The following is a 14,538-nucleotide window of genomic DNA, read 5'->3' as shown; positions in this document are numbered from 1 at the left end:
GCCAACCGGATGTTATCGCCGATCGGTGTCAGTCTCAGCTTGCGCGCTCGACCAACCCCAGGCTTCGCCGGTGAGGACCAGCCGTTCATGCCGCAGCGTCAGCGCCGACAGAGCTGGCCTCACATTGGATCGTAAGGACTAATTCGTGATTCGTCTTATCCTGCTCCTGCTCGGGGCACGCTCGTTGCGGACGCATTGGTGGGTCTTCGCCTTACTGTCTCTTTTCTGTGTCGCTGTCGGCATCGTTTTCTCGCTGCACCTTTTCCATATCGGCATCGTCGTCGTGACCGACATCATCGGTGCCCTGCTCATCCTTGAAGGCTGCGTCCGGCTGCTCGCCCTCGCGGCGATCGGGTTTCCCAATGCGACGGTGCCGGTCCTGAAATCGCTCGGCTTCCTCGCGCTCGGCCTGATGGCGATCGACGTGCCCTGGGATGACAACATTGTCGCGACCTTCATGCTGGGCGGCGCGCTTCTGCTCGACGGTCTGTTTCGCCTCGCCGCCGCGATCATCGTGCGCTCGGTGCGCTGGGTCCGGGCCGCGATCGTCGGCCTGATCGAACTCGTTATGGCCATCCTCATCTGGCTGCCCTATCCCTTGCCCTATCGCAACACGGTGCCCTTCTGCATCGGCGTCGCGCTGGTCGCGGCGGCATGGAGCCTGGCGCATCTCAGCGTCCAGCTGCGCCGCCTCAAACCTGGTGAGTCGGTCACCGAATTGCCGCTTTACGCCGGCCCCAACTGGCATGCGCGCGGCCTGCTGCATTCCTCCCACGAGGAGCCCGATTCCTGGACCAACGAGACCGGTCTCGTCGTCCATGTCTGGACGCCGCTCGGCTCCATGCCGAACGCCCAGCGCCGCTTTCTGGTCGACCGCTATATCGCCGCCGCCGACAAGAACGGTGTCATTTCAACCGGCCATGCCGCCATGTCGCTGCCGCCGGAAATCTACATCAGTCTTTGCCCTGCCAATGACATTGACCACTCCACGGGCGAATTCACGCGCCTGCTGCGCGCCACTGCCGAGAATGACGTGCCGGCAGCCTACCGGCCGTCGCTTGAGGAGGAATGCGAGGGCTGGCGCCGGCCGGACCAGGAGATCGTCTTCCACCGCTACAACGGCGCGGCCCTGCGGTCCTTCCTGACCGATTACAAAGCCAAGCCGATCTACAACCTGACCAGCCGCAACTGCTCCTCAACCGTCGCCCTCGCGCTCGACGCCGCGATGGAGGGCGCGCTCGGCCAGGAGCGGCCCTGGCGCCGGCTGTTTCTTCTGCTCACCGATCCCGCGATGTGGCTACTGGCGCTATGGCGCGCGCGGGCCGAAGCGATGACCTGGACCCCGGGCCTCATCGTCGATTACGCCCATACGCTGAAGGATATTCTGGATGGCCGCCGTATGACCTGGTTCGCCCGTCTGCGCGAAACAAGAAGTCGATACGTGCAACAGCGCCAACACCTGGCGGCGGAGGGGCACCAGACCCGATCGAGCCTGCCCGCCATCATATCGCTCATCGCGACCGGCCTGATCTTCGGCCTGACCTACGGGCTGACCGCGCCGCTCATCGCGCTCGTGCTGCGGCAGATGGGCTTCGGCGACAGTTTCATCGGTGCCAATGCCGCCATGCATGCGCTCGGCGTGCTGCTGGTGGCGCCGGTTCTGCCGCGCATCGCCTGGCGGATGGGGCCGAAACTGCCCATGACCGCGGCCCTGCTGGGGGCGGCGATCCTGCTAACCTTGTTCCCGGCCATGCCGACGGTCTGGCTTTGGTTTCCGCTCCGTATCCTGCTGGGCATCGTCTCGGAAACGATGTTCGTGATGTCCGAGACCTGGCTGAACCAGCTCAGCGACGACAAAAGCCGCACGCGCACGATCGCGAGCTATACGGTGGCGCTCTCGGCTGGCTTCGCGCTCGGCCCGCTCATCCTCACGGCGGTGGGCACGGACGGCATGCTGCCCTTCCTCATCGCAGCCGGCATCGCCCTGGTGGCCCTGATGTCGGTCGCCATGCCCTGGGTCCGCGCGCCGGCCTTCGAACAGCCGCAGCATTCCAACCCCCTGCGCTACCTCGCGCTGGCGCCGGTCGCCCTCTTCGCGACCTTCGTCAACGCGGCGCTGGAGACGGCCGGCATGTCCTTCCTGCCGATCTACGCCATGCATCTCGGCTGGGCGGAGGAAGCCGCGACGCTGTTGCTTTCGGTTCTGCTCGTGGGCGCAATCGCTTTGCAACTGCCCATCGGCTTGCTGGGTGACCGGATGGATCGCCGCCGTCTGGCCATCGTGCTGGGCGTCATCTCGACGATCGGTGCTCTTATGTGGCCGATCGCGATCCACTCGCCCTTCCTCGCCTACCCGCTGCTCTTTGTCTGGGGCGGCGTTTTCGTGGGCATCTATACGGTGATGATGGCGCAGGTCGGCAGCCATTTCAAAGGCGGCGACCTGGTCTCGGTCTATGCCGTCATGTCCGTCGCCTGGGGGGCAGGCGCCGCAGTCGGGCCTTTCGGCGCGGGCCTCGCGATGCAGATCACCACGCATGGCCTGCCGTATTTCGCAGCCCTCGCCTGCGGTCTCTTTACCATCCTGGCGCTGGTGAGACGCCGGGGCATCTGACCGACGCCAGGATGGATGGGGGTGCGACGGCCCCCCACCCCCGGATCAGAACGCCTGCAGCTTGAAGTCACTCGCCTCGATCGGGGCAGCCGACCGCAACAGATCCACCGACCGGCGCAGCCCTTCGATACGGGAGAGGATCACATCCTCATGCTCGATCGACAGCCAGCCGTCATACCCGGCCAGACGCAGCCGGTAGCAGAAGTCCCGCCACCAGCCCTCAGGATGGCCGAAGCCGAGCGTGATATAGCTCCAGGACCGCGCCGCGATATCGGTCAGCGACCCATTCTCCAGCAGGCTCGTCACCGCCTGACGCGGTTTGTTGAGATAGGTGTCCTTGGCGTGGCAATGCAGGATCGCCTCGCCCAGCGCATCCACCGCCGCCAGCGGGTCAGCGCCCATCCACATCAGGTGGCTGGGGTCCAGATTGGCGCCGACGATGGGCCCAATCTCCTGCCGCAACCGCAGCAGGGCAGGGACGTTATAGACAAGCTGATTGCCATGGATTTCCACACAGAGTTTTTTCACCCCCTGCGTTTCGGCGAAAGAAGCGAGCTTCCGCCAATAGGGCAGCAGCTTCTCCTCCCATTGCCATTTCAGGATCGTCTGCGTTTCCGGCGGCCAGGAGGAGATGATCCAATTGGGCGTCCGGTCATCCGGGCCGCCTGCCGGCAGGCCGGACATCAGCACGACCGTATCGACGCCAAGCGCGCCCGCAAGGCGGATCGTGTCGTGCAATGCGGCCGATTGCCGCTCGCCCTCCGTCGGGTGCAGCTGATTGCCGTTGGCGTTCAGCGCGATCAGATCCAGCCCGCGCGCCGCAAAGGCGCGGGTGAACTGCCGCTGCTTTTCGGCGCTCGCCAAAACGCCGGGCAGGTCCAAGTGTGGTGCGGCCGTCCAATTGGCGGCATTGATCTCCACCCCCTCGATACCGAGAGAGGCAGCGCTATCCAGCATCTCCTCGAAAGGAAGATGCCCGAGACTGTCTGAGACGACACCGATTTTCATCAGGCGGCCTGCCCGGCCGTTGTCGGCTCACCGCGATGGAGTTCGTGCTGCAGAGCGTTCAGCCCCGCGCCGCCCGCCATATGGAACATGAGGTCTTCCAGGCTGAGGTCGGCGCGTGGCGTATCCAGCTCCACCTCGCCGCGCGACAGCACCATGAAATGGTCACCGACCATATAGGCGTGATGCGGATTATGGGTGATGAAGATGACGCCGATCCCCTGCTCCCGCGCCGCCGTCGCGATATAGCGCAGCACGAGGCCGGATTGGGTGACGCCCAGCGCCGCCGTCGGTTCATCCAGAATAAGCACGCGGGCACCGAAATGCACGGCGCGGGCGATAGCGACGACCTGCCGCTGACCGCCGGACAGCGTGCCGACCGGCTGCTCCAGGTCAGGGATATTGATGCCCATGCGCTCCACCTCGCGCTCGGCCGTCTGCTGCATGGTCTTCACGTCAAGCCGCTTGAAAATCCCGCTGCCTTTGCGGATTTCGGAGCCGAGATAGAAGTTCCGCCAGACGGACAGCAGCGGCACCAGGGCGAGCGTTTGATAGACGGCGGAAATGCCAAGATCGAGCGCCTGGCGCGGCGAGGTGAAATGCATCGGCGCGCCGTCCACGGCATAGGTGCCCTGGTCGTGGCTGATCAGCCCGGCGATGATGCTGATCAGCGTCGATTTGCCGGCGCCGTTGTCACCCAGGATGCAGGTGACCTCGCCTTGGCGTACCGTCAGGCTGACATCGCGAAGGGCGCTGATATTGCCGTAGCTTTTGCCGACATTGCTCAGCTGAATGATCGGTGTATTGGTGCTCGTCATCTCACTTGCTCCGGCTCAGGGCGCGGATACGCAGCCAACCGTTGAAGACAGTCGCCAGCAGCAGCATCGCCCCCACGAAGAACATGAACCAATCCGGGTCCCAATCGGCATAGATGACACCTTCGGTCGTCATGCCGAAGATGAAGGCACCGAGCGCGGACCCGGCCGCCGATCCGTAGCCGCCGGTGAGCAGACAACCACCGACCACGGCGGAGGCGATATACAGAAGCTCGTTGCCGATACCGGCGCCGGACTGCACGGTGTCATAGGCGAACAGCATATGCATGCCGGTGAACCAGCAGGAGAAGCCGACGACCATGAACAGGCCGATCTTCACGCGCTTCACCGGAATGCCGACGGCGCGCGCACTGTCGCCCTGACCGCCGACCGCGAAAATCCAGTTGCCCATGCGGGTGCGCAGCAGAACCCAGGTCGCGATCACGGCGAAGATCAGCCAATAGACGATGGCAATGCTGACGGTCGTGCCGAAAAGATGAAAGTTGGAGGCAAAGATCCGCTGGCCGAGATCGAACCCGACCATGCCGCTGATATCCTCGGTCGCGACATTGCCTGTCACCAGCTTGGTAATGGCGATGTTCAGGCCCTGCAGCATCAGAAAGGTCGACAGCGTCACCAGAAAGCTGTGCAGCTTGGTGCGAACCAGCAAGTAACCGTTCAAGGCCCCGATCGCGAGGGACAGAACGAGCGCGAGCAGAATACCGGTCCAGAGATTGCCCGTCACTTCCGTCGCGAACATCGACGCCGCCAGCGATGATGACACTACGGCCACACCGGCGCTGAGGTCGAATTCGCCGCCGATCATCAGCAAAGCGACGGCGACCGCCGGAATGCCGAGAATGGACGCCTGGTACAGAACGGTCGACAAGGCCGAGAGTTGTCGGAAGGGCGGTGCCATCACGTAGAAAAACGCGAAGACAAGAATAACGCCGCCCAAGGCACCAACTTCCGGCCGCTTCAGAATGCGTTTCCATAGCGGCGTCTGTTGCAATTGACGTCGCTTGACGCGTGTCTCCACGCTCTCCGTGATAGCGTTCACCTGATCCTCCTCCCGGCCGTTGCCGACCGAAATTTTTGGTCCTAGTAAAGACCGCAATTTGTCCCATCAGGTGATGTCACCTGATGGGATCTTGCTTTAGCGCGTGCCGGCTTTGGCGAATTTCGCGACATCGGCGATATTGGTGCTGTCGACGAAAGCAGGGCCGGTCAGCACCGGCTGGCCGCCACCGACGACATCGCCGTTCACCTTGTTCAGCCAAAGGAAGTCGATCGCCAGATAGCCTTCGACGAAGGGCTGCTGGTCAATCGCCCATTGCAGCTTGCCTTGCTGAATCAAGGTGACTGCACGCGGCGTCAGATCGAAGGTGCCGACCTTGGCCTGGCTGCCCGCCGTATCGGCCGCCTGAATGGCGGTCGGTGCGAAAGGCGCGCCCAGCGTCACGATATAATCGACGCTCTTATCCTGCTGCAGCTTGGCGACGATGCGGGACTGCGTCTGGGCCATGTCATAGCCAGGAACGTAAAGAACGTAGAAGCTGCCCTTGAACGTGTCCTTGATGCCGTCGCAACGCGCTTCCAGCTGCACCGCGCCCTGCTGCTGATCGACGCAGACGACGCTTTTCGCGCCAAGCTTGTTCAGCTTGTCGCCGACAGCCTTACCGGCGATCGTCTCGTCCTGCCCGACATAGGAGAGCAGGCCAGCGCTTTTCCAGGCATCCGTGCCGGCATTGAAACCGATGACCGGAATATTGGCAGCGATCGCGGACTTGATCGTCGTTTCCTCGGCATCCGGAAAGGCGAGGGTGATCGCAATGCCGTCGACCTTCTGTGCCACGACATTGGTGACAAGCTGCGCCTCGCCCGAGGCGGTCGGGTTCGACAGATACAGCAGCTTGACGTGATCCTTCTTGGCCGCCGCATTGGCGCCCTTGCGGATGATGTCCCAGAACGTATCGCCGGGCTGGGCATGGGTGATCATGGCGAAGGTATAGTCGTGCGCGGATTGCGCCTGTGCGCTCACCGGGCTTAGCGATGTCGTGAAAGCAATGGCAGCGACGGCCGCAGAGCAACCGACGAGCTTCCGCAGAATAGTGTTCATTCTTTTTGTTCCTTCCCTGTTGCCCTTAAGGGCAATCAACGCAGACGCATCTGATTTTGATTTGGACTTTTGTTTGCGACGTACGAAGACAACTGGCGCGGCGACCGGCTGCCGGCTTTATCCTCCTCCCGAAGGTTTTTTCTTCTTCTTGTAATAGTCGATGAGCGGTTCAGTCGGGCGCCCGAGCACGGCCGTTTAGGGCCGCATCCTGCAGAAGCGGTTTTGGCCTATTTCGATCATGAATTCCAGTTTTTTGTTTATATCGACCGCAAATTCCATACGGGATCGGCTTGGCAAGACAGGCCTACCAAGCCATCTCCTTGAAATCGCTCAAAACTCGAATGCGGCCTGGAAAATCAGTCCTGCAAATGCTCCCGCAGCGTGCTGCCCGCGTAGTCTTTTCGGAAGACGCCACGCTCCTGCAGGATGGGCACCACGGTCTTGGCGAACTGCTCATACATGCCGGGGAAGGTGGTGGGCGTCAGCACGAAACCGTCGCAGGCATAGTCCTGGAACAGATCGATGAGCTTGTCCGCGATCATCTCCGGCGTGCCGACCAGCTGCGGGCAAAGCTCGCTCGTGGCAAACCGCCGCGCGGCCTCGCCCAAGGTCAGCCCTTCCGCCTCGGTCCCCTGAAGGATGACGTCCATGGTTCCGCGCGACCCTGTCTCCACCTTCACGTCCTTCAGCGGCTGGTCCGGATCGAGCTGGGATAGATCATAGCCGATCTGGCCGGAGACGCAGGCCATGCCGAGCTGGGTGTCGACCAGGCCATTGACGTAATCCGCGCGCTCCCGCGCGATCGATTCCGTCTCCCCGATCACGACATCGATGGAGGGCAGCACCACGCAGCTTTCCGGCGCGCGGCCCCGCGCCGCCATGCGACCCTTGAAGTCCTTATAGAAGGTCTGCATGTCGCCTTTCTGGTGCTGCAGCGTGAAGATGATCTCGCCCCAGCGCGCGCCGAAATCCCGACCACGGTCGGAACTGCCGGCCTGCATGATGACGGGATGGCCTTGCGGGCTGCGCGGCACCGTCAGCGGCCCACGGGTCTTGATCCATTGCCCGTTGTAATCGGCGTAATGGACTTTCGAGGCATCGGCGAAGATGCCCTGCTTCTTGTCCAGAACAAGGGCGCCTTCGTCCCAGCTATTCCACAGCGCCATGCAGGCTTCCAGCACCTCATCCGACCGGTCATAGCGATGGGCGCGGCTCGGCATTTCGGCGAGGCCGAAATTATTCGCCTCCAGGGTCGAATGCGAAGCGACCACGTTCCAGGCCACCCGGCCTCGGCTCAGATGGTCCAAGGTGCCGAGCTGCCGGGCGATCTGATAAGGGTTGAAGAAGGTCGTGGAGCAGGTCAGGCCAAGCCCGATCCGGTCGGTGACGCGCGCCATCATCGGCAGGATGATGGCGGGGTCGAGCAGGCAAAGCTGCCCGCCGCGGCCCAGCATCGTCGCGAAGCTGCTGTTATAGGTGTCGTAAATGCCTAGAATATCGGCGAAGAACAGCGCATCGAACTTGCCGGCTTCCAGCACGCGGGCGATGTGCTCGTAGCGCTCCGGCGTCAGGATATCGTCGACATCCGTTTCAGGATGCCGCCAGGCGCCATGGTGATGGCAGGTTGGGCCTGCCATCAGGAAAGCCACCAGATGCATCTTCCGTCCGCTCATCGCGCCTTGTCCTCGCTGTCCGCTCAATCGTCTTTATCCCAGCAAAATCGGTACCGCCTATCGGCGCTGCTCGGAAGATTTTTACCGCCCGCCACAATTTATCAGCATAATGTAGGCCGCTACCTGAGATCCTCTGGGCTGAAAGGCTTCGATGAACCGCTTGGACCAAATTGCGAGGCCCGAATCCTCGGCCTCCACGTTAAGCCAGCTCAGGCTTTATGGGGTCGTGGCGCGTTTCCTGCCGGTCAGCTACCGCAATAAGATCATGCTCATCGCCTTCCTCGGCACGCATGTACCGCTCCTAACCCTCCTGATCTTCTTCGCCTTACGCAGCGGCAGCTTCTGGCATGCCCTGCCGGTCATCGGCGTCGCGCTCGCCGCCACGCTGCTGGGGACAGGGGCCACGCTGTTCATCCTCAACGGCCTGCTGCGGCCCATCCTCATGACGCGCGAAGCGGTCAGCGCCTATGTGACGCAAGGGCGCCTTCCGTCGCTGCCGCTCACCTTCACGGATGACGCGGGCCGCTTGATGGCGGATACCGCCTCATCCCTGCTCAGGCTGGATGCGACCCTCAACACGCTCACCTATGTCGATCAGATGACCGGACTGCCCAACCGCGACCATCTGCTGCGGCGCCTGGAAAGCCAGCTCGCCGAGCACAGACCTGTCGCACTCTGCGTTCTGGCACTGCAAAATTTGGATGAGATCATCGCTGCCTATGGCGAGCCCGGCGCGGTCACGGCCTTCCGCACCATGGCGGCACGCCTGCAATCGGTCGCGGCGGAACAGGCGATCGTCGCTCGTATCGACGGTCGGCGTTTCGCGCTGACCGCCGCCGTCGCGCCGGACGCGCCCAGCCTCGCCGATCAGGCGAAGCTGATCCTGGCTCACCTTTGCCAGGACATTCGGGATGACGACTTCCAGATCACACCGCTGATCACCATGGGCATCGCGCTCGCGCCGGACGATGCCGAGGACGCACAGACCTTGTTGAATGCGGCGCAGACGGCTGTCCCGGCCGCCACGCAACCGGACATCGCCTTCTACGTCCCGGCAACGCAGTCTTCCCTGCGGCGGCAGATGGAACTGCAGCGCGAATTGCGCCAGGCTTTGGAAAGGCGGGAGTTTTCGCTGCACTACCAGCCGGTGGTGACCCTGGATGACGGAATGGTCGCGCCACGCATCATCGGCGCGGAAGCGCTGCTGCGCTGGAACCACCCCAGCCTCGGCGCCATCTCGCCGGCGGTATTCATCCCGATCGCCGAGCGTCTTGGCCTGATCGAGGATATCGGCCCCTGGATTCTGGCCACCGGCTGCCGCCAGCTGCTGGAATGGGACAAAAGCGGGCTGCCGCCGCTGCGCCTCGCCGTTAATCTGTCGGCCCGGCAGTTCAGCGACCGTCGCCTGGTGCAGATGATCGCGGATGCCATCGGACGCGTCTCCCTGCCCGCGCATCGGCTGGAAGTGGAAATGACCGAGACGGCGGCGATGCAGGACCGCGCGGTCACGCGGCGCGTCTTCGGCGAACTCCGCGAACTCGGCATCACCGTCGCCATCGACGATTTCGGCACCGGCTATTCGACCATGAGCCATCTGCGCGACATGACCTTCGACACCATGAAGATCGACCGGGAATTCGTGCGCGATGTCGATACATCGCCCAGCGGCCGCGCCATCTGCAAGGCGCTCATCGAACTCGCGCATGGTCTCGATATCGCGGTACTGGCCGAAGGGGTGGAGAGCGGCGCGGAAGTGACGGTGCTGCAAAGCTACGGCTGCACCATCTTCCAGGGATTCCATTTCGGCCGGCCGGTGCCGAGCGAGGATTTCGCGCGCCTGCTGCCCAAACAGGCGCTGCCGGCTTCGCTATAGTCGGACAGCGGGAGACGGGGGCAGCCCCGTCTCCCGCTTCGTGTTTCAGACCGGCGCGGTCATGACACCGTCGATCCGGCGCCACAGACCCTGCGGATTGGCATCCTGCAATGCATCCGGCAGCAGCGGCTCGGCGACATTCTGGTAGCAGACCGGCCGCAGGAAGCGGCGGATGGCGAGCGTGCCGACCGAGGTCGTGCGCGCATCCGATGTCGCTGGAAACGGCCCGCCATGCACCATGGCATGGCAAACCTCCACGCCCGTCGGCCAACCGTTTATCAGGATGCGACCAGCCTTGGTCTCCAGCACCGGCAGCAGGGCCGTGAACAGCGCCTCGTCATCATCCGTCATATGCACGGTGATGGTGAGCTGCCCTTCCAGACCCTGGATGAGACGCGCGAGCGCCATCAGATCGGCATCCGCGACCAGCAGCCCGGCGGCCCCGAAAACCTCATCCGCCAGATGCGGTGTCTTCTCGAAGGTCGCCGCGTCGGTGCCGAAGAAGGCAGCACCCGCCTTGCCCTCGGCCTTATGGCCCGCACCTAAAGATTTCACGCCGGCCGTATCGCCCAGCTTGGCAACGCCCTTCTCATAGGCCGCCAGAATGCCTTTGTGCAGCATGACGCCGGCAGCGGCGTCGCCCATGGCCTCGCCGGCCGCCGTCACGAAAGCATTGAGCCCGTCTGAGGGGATCGCCAGCAGCAGACCGGGATTGGTGCAGAACTGTCCCGCGCCCATGGTCAGCGAACCGACGAAGGCCTTCCCGAGCGCCGCGCCACTCGCAGCCAGCGCGCCGGGCAGAAGCAACACGGGATTGATGCTGCTCATTTCGGCATAGACCGGGATCGGCTCATGCCGCGCGGCGGCGATCTTGCCCAGCGCCAGACCGCCGGCGCGGCTGCCGGTGAAGCCCACGGCCTTGATATGCGGATCGGCGACGAGGGCCGTGCCGAGAGCGTCACCGACACCGAATAGCAGCGAGAAGACGCCTTCCGGCAATCCAGCCTCCTTCACCGCCGCCTGCATCGCGCGGCCGACCATCTCGGACGTGCCGGGATGCGCGGGATGCGCCTTCACCACCACCGGACAGCCGGCAGCGAGCGCCGAGGCGGTATCGCCACCCGCGACCGAGAAGGCGAGCGGGAAGTTGCTGGCGCCGAAAACACCCACGGGCCCGAGCGGGATCATGCGCATGCGCAGGTCCGGCCGGGCGAGCGGCTTGCGATCCGGCAGCGCCGGATCAAGCCGAACATCCTGCCAGCTGCCTTCCCGCACTTCCTGCGCGAACAGGCGCAGCTGGCCGACGGTGCGGCCACGCTCACCCTCAATACGTCCGCGCGGCAGGCCGGTCTCGGCACAGGCGCGGTCCGTCAGCGCATCGCCCAGCGCGTCGATCTTGCTGGCAGCGAGTTCCAGAAATTTCGCGCGGATATCGGGCGAAGCGGCGCGATAGGGGGCGAAAGCCTCCTCGGCCAGCGTGCAGGCGCGGGCGACATCCGCCTCCGTGGCGCTGCCATAGTGGGGCGCCAGTTCCGCGCCGCTTGCTGCGTCAAAACCCGAAAAACTCTGCCCGGTGCCGCGCAATGCGCTGGCCCCGATCAGCATCTCACCCGTCAAGCTCATGCGTCTCTCCTTTGTTTCAGGCCCGACACTCACTTGCCCCAGCGCAGGACCAGCGGATCAAGCCGCCGGGCGGCATCCAGCAACCCGGCCCGCGTTTCAGGCGACAGCGGCACCAGCGGGTGGCGCGGCGCATCGCAGGCGATGATACCACCTTCCTTCATCAGAGCCTTGCAGGCGAGCAACCCGCCCTGCCGGTTCTCGTAATTGATCAGCGGCAGCCAGCGGCCGTAACCCTCCACAGCCGCCTCCCGGTCGCCTGCCAGATAGGCGTGAATGATGGGTTTCAAACCATCGGCATAGGCGCCGGCAGTCATGGCGCCCGTGGCACCGGCATCCAGATCGGCGAGAAGGGTGATCGCTTCCTCCCCATCCCAGGGGCCTTCGATGGCGTCCCCGCCCAGGCGGATCAGCTCGCGCAGCTTCTGGGCGGCCTGCGGCGTCTCGATCTTGAAATAGGAAACCTGTTCGATCTCCTGCGCCATGCGCGCCAGGAAGGCTGCCGACAGCGGCGTGCCGGCGACCGGCGCATCCTGGATCATGATCGGAATGTCGATCGCGTCCGAGACCACCTGGAAATAGCTGTAGATCGCATGTTCCGGCACGCGAAAGGTCGCGCCATGATAGGGCGGCATGATCATGACCATGCTCGCACCCTGGTCTTGCGCGCGGCGGCTGCGCTCGGCCGTGACGCGGCTGCTGAAATGCGTCGTCGTCACAATCACCGGAATACGGCCCGCGACATGGTCAAGGATGGCGGTCGTCAGCATCTCCCGCTCCTCATCCGAGAGCACGAACTGCTCGGAGAAATTGGCGAGGATGCAGATGCCGTCGGAGCCGGAATCGATCATAAAATCGATCGCGCGCAGCTGGCCCGGCAGATCGATATTGCCGTCCTCATGAAAGATCGTGGGGGCGACGGGAAAGATACCGGTGTAGCGCCTTGTGATATCGGCCATTTTTTTCTCCCTTTATCTTCTATTAGTGGTTGTCGCGCGGCACGGGCGCACCGCTGCGACCGACCAGAAAGTCCAGATCGGCGCCTTTATCGGCCTGCAAGACGTGATCGACGTAAAGCCGGGTATAGCCGCGATCGGCGGCGCGGGCCGGCGGCACCCAGGCCGCCCGGCGCTCGGCCAATACCTCATCCGTAACATGCAGATGCAGGCTGCCGGCCAAGACGTCGAGCGTGATCATATCGCCGTTCCGCACCAGCGCCAGCGGGCCGCCGGCAGCGGCCTCGGGCGCCACATGCAGCACGACCGTGCCGTAAGCGGTGCCCGACATGCGCGCATCCGAAATGCGGATCATGTCGCGCACACCTTCGCGGAGCAGCTTGTGCGGCAAAGGCATGTTCCCGACCTCGGCCATGCCCGGATAGCCTTTCGGCCCGCAATTCTTCAGCACCATGATGCAGGACGCATCGATGTCGAGGTCGTCATCATCGACGGCGTGATGCATCTCCTCGACCGATTCGAAAACCACCGCGCGCCCGGTATGTTTCATCAATTCCGGCGACGCGGCGGAGGGTTTGATGACCGCGCCGTTCGGCGACAGATTGCCGCGCAGAATGGCAATGCCGGCGTCGGGCTTGAAGGGCTCGGCGAAGGGGGTAATCACCTCCTCGTTCCAGCATTCGGCGCGCGCCACATTCTCGCCGATGCTGCGACCGTTCGCGGTCAACGCGCCTTCATGCAGCAAGCCTTGTTCGATCAGGGATTTCAGCACCACCGGCAGACCGCCCGCGTAATAGAAATCCTCCATCAGAAATTGGCCGGAGGGCATCAGGTTCACCAGGCAATGCACGCCTTTGCCCAGACGGTCGAAATCATCCAGCGACAATTCGACCCCGATGCGTCCGGCGATCGCCAGAAGATGCACGACGGCATTGGTTGATCCGCCAATCGCGGCCAGCGTGCGGATGGCATTCTCGAAGGCATCCAGCGTCAGGATCTTCGAGAGGGTCAGATCCTCGTTCACCATCTCGACGATGCGGCGGCCCGAAAACCGGGCCAATTCGTTGCGCCGCGCGTCCACCGCCGGGATCGCGGCATTGCCGGGCAGCGACACGCCCAGCGCTTCGACCATGCTCGCCATGGTGGAAGCCGTGCCCATGGTCATGCAGTGACCGGAGGAGCGGTTCATACCGGCTTCCGCCTCATGAAACTCCTCCAGCGTGATTTCGCCGGCCCGCAACTGCTCGCTCATGGAAATGATATTGGTGCCGGAACCGATGATCTTGCCCCGGTAGACGCCGCGCAGCTGCGGCCCGCCGGAAACGCCGATCGTCGGCAGATCGGCGGAGGCCGCGCCCATCAGCAAGGCCGGCGTTGTCTTGTCGCAGCCCATCAGCAGCACGACACCGTCCAGCGGGTGGGCGCGCACCGCCTCCTCGACATCCATCGACGCCAGATTGCGATACAGCATGGCGGTCGGCCGCATCGTCACTTCGCCGAGCGAAGAGACCGGGAATTCCAGCGGAAAGCCGCCCGCGTCCAGAATGCCGTAGCGGACATGCTCGGCAATGGTGCGGAAATGGGAATTGCAGGGGTTGAGTTCGGACCAGGTATTGCAGATGCCGATGACCGGGCGGCCTTCGAACTGATCCTGGGGAAAACCCCGGTTCTTGAGGAAGGACCGGTAGTAGAACCCCATCTTATCCTGTCGCCCGAACCATTCCTGGCTGCGCAGGGGCTTCTTTGTCGTCATGGCATCCGTTTCCGCTTATTGGCTGTTTTGCCGTTATCGTCTTGGTGCGAATGTTCGGATGATAACGCCAGCAATCAAGCTCCGCTACCGGGGCGGGCGTAATTAATCGCCCC

General features: G+C 63.6%; 10 protein-coding genes. 2 read left to right on the top strand and 8 right to left on the bottom strand.

Going from position 1 to position 14,538, the window contains the following annotated elements; all coding sequences use genetic code 11:
• The first annotated feature begins 145 nt into the window (after positions 1-145).
• Complete coding sequence (locus tag ACELLULO517_RS28950; protein ID WP_227309095.1) at positions 146-2,611, top strand: MFS transporter; 2,466 nt, start codon at positions 146-148, stop codon at positions 2,609-2,611.
• Positions 2,612-2,656: 45 nt separating this feature from the next.
• Here ACELLULO517_RS28950 and ACELLULO517_RS19510 read toward each other — a convergent pair whose 3' ends face one another.
• From ACELLULO517_RS19510 to ACELLULO517_RS19490, 5 genes are all read right to left on the bottom strand, one after another.
• The gene (locus ACELLULO517_RS19510; RefSeq protein ID WP_227309094.1) at positions 2,657-3,619 is read right to left on the bottom strand and encodes a sugar phosphate isomerase/epimerase family protein; all 963 of its coding nucleotides are present in this window, start codon (positions 3,617-3,619) and stop codon (positions 2,657-2,659) included.
• Positions 3,619-4,434 carry an ATP-binding cassette domain-containing protein gene (locus tag ACELLULO517_RS19505; protein WP_227309093.1) on the bottom strand — a complete coding sequence of 272 codons (816 nt, stop codon included), beginning with the start codon at positions 4,432-4,434 and terminating at the stop codon, positions 3,619-3,621. The genes ACELLULO517_RS19510 and ACELLULO517_RS19505 overlap by 1 nt, the downstream gene beginning before the upstream one ends.
• Position 4,435: 1 nt before the next feature.
• Positions 4,436-5,491: an ABC transporter permease gene (locus ACELLULO517_RS19500; RefSeq protein WP_227309092.1), complete on the bottom strand. Its 1,056-nt coding sequence runs from the start codon at positions 5,489-5,491 to the stop codon at positions 4,436-4,438.
• Between the two features lie 96 nt (positions 5,492-5,587).
• Positions 5,588-6,550: a substrate-binding domain-containing protein gene (locus ACELLULO517_RS19495; protein ID WP_227309091.1), complete on the bottom strand. Its 963-nt coding sequence runs from the start codon at positions 6,548-6,550 to the stop codon at positions 5,588-5,590.
• A gap of 356 nt (positions 6,551-6,906) precedes the next feature.
• On the bottom strand, positions 6,907-8,223 hold the full coding sequence (locus tag ACELLULO517_RS19490) for an LLM class flavin-dependent oxidoreductase (RefSeq protein WP_227309090.1): 1,317 nt from the start codon (positions 8,221-8,223) through the stop codon (positions 6,907-6,909).
• Between the two features lie 151 nt (positions 8,224-8,374).
• Here ACELLULO517_RS19490 and ACELLULO517_RS19485 point away from each other — a divergent pair, with 151 nt between their 5' ends.
• Positions 8,375-10,096, top strand: a complete 1,722-nt coding sequence (locus ACELLULO517_RS19485) for a putative bifunctional diguanylate cyclase/phosphodiesterase (protein ID WP_227309089.1) — start codon at positions 8,375-8,377, stop codon at positions 10,094-10,096.
• A gap of 45 nt (positions 10,097-10,141) precedes the next feature.
• Here the strand turns inward: ACELLULO517_RS19485 and ACELLULO517_RS19480 are convergent, their stop codons facing one another.
• Genes ACELLULO517_RS19480 through ACELLULO517_RS19470 form a run of 3 tightly spaced genes read right to left on the bottom strand, consistent with a single transcriptional unit; the run spans position 10,142 to position 14,425 of the window.
• Entirely contained in the window at positions 10,142-11,719 is a 1,578-nt protein-coding gene (locus ACELLULO517_RS19480) for an aldehyde dehydrogenase (NADP(+)) (RefSeq protein ID WP_227309088.1), read from the bottom strand.
• 29 nt (positions 11,720-11,748) lie between these two features.
• Entirely contained in the window at positions 11,749-12,675 is a 927-nt protein-coding gene (locus tag ACELLULO517_RS19475) for a dihydrodipicolinate synthase family protein (protein ID WP_227309087.1), read from the bottom strand.
• A 22-nt stretch (positions 12,676-12,697) separates the two neighbouring features.
• A complete protein-coding gene (locus ACELLULO517_RS19470) occupies positions 12,698-14,425 on the bottom strand; it encodes an IlvD/Edd family dehydratase (RefSeq protein ID WP_227309086.1) in 1,728 nt (575 codons plus the stop codon).
• Positions 14,426-14,538: the final 113 nt, after the last annotated feature.

The sequence above is a fragment of the Acidisoma cellulosilyticum genome (assembly GCF_020621385.1).
Taxonomy (GTDB): Bacteria; Pseudomonadota; Alphaproteobacteria; order Acetobacterales; family Acetobacteraceae; genus Acidisoma; species Acidisoma cellulosilyticum.
This window is presented reverse-complemented; position numbering and strand designations above follow the sequence as displayed.

Bases quoted from the DNA above. Each gene is read 5' to 3' on its own strand.
- ACELLULO517_RS19475 (WP_227309087.1), bottom strand. From the start codon at position 12,675: ATGGCCGATATCACAAGGCGCTACACCGGTATCTTTCCCGTCGCCCCC.
- ACELLULO517_RS19495 (WP_227309091.1), bottom strand. From the start codon at position 6,550: ATGAACACTATTCTGCGGAAGCTCGTCGGTTGCTCTGCGGCCGTCGCT.
- ACELLULO517_RS19470 (WP_227309086.1), bottom strand. From the start codon at position 14,425: ATGACGACAAAGAAGCCCCTGCGCAGCCAGGAATGGTTCGGGCGACAG.
- ACELLULO517_RS19480 (WP_227309088.1), bottom strand. From the start codon at position 11,719: ATGAGCTTGACGGGTGAGATGCTGATCGGGGCCAGCGCATTGCGCGGC.
- ACELLULO517_RS19485 (WP_227309089.1), top strand. From the start codon at position 8,375: ATGAACCGCTTGGACCAAATTGCGAGGCCCGAATCCTCGGCCTCCACG.
- ACELLULO517_RS19505 (WP_227309093.1), bottom strand. From the start codon at position 4,434: ATGACGAGCACCAATACACCGATCATTCAGCTGAGCAATGTCGGCAAA.
- ACELLULO517_RS19510 (WP_227309094.1), bottom strand. From the start codon at position 3,619: ATGAAAATCGGTGTCGTCTCAGACAGTCTCGGGCATCTTCCTTTCGAG.
- ACELLULO517_RS19490 (WP_227309090.1), bottom strand. From the start codon at position 8,223: ATGAGCGGACGGAAGATGCATCTGGTGGCTTTCCTGATGGCAGGCCCA.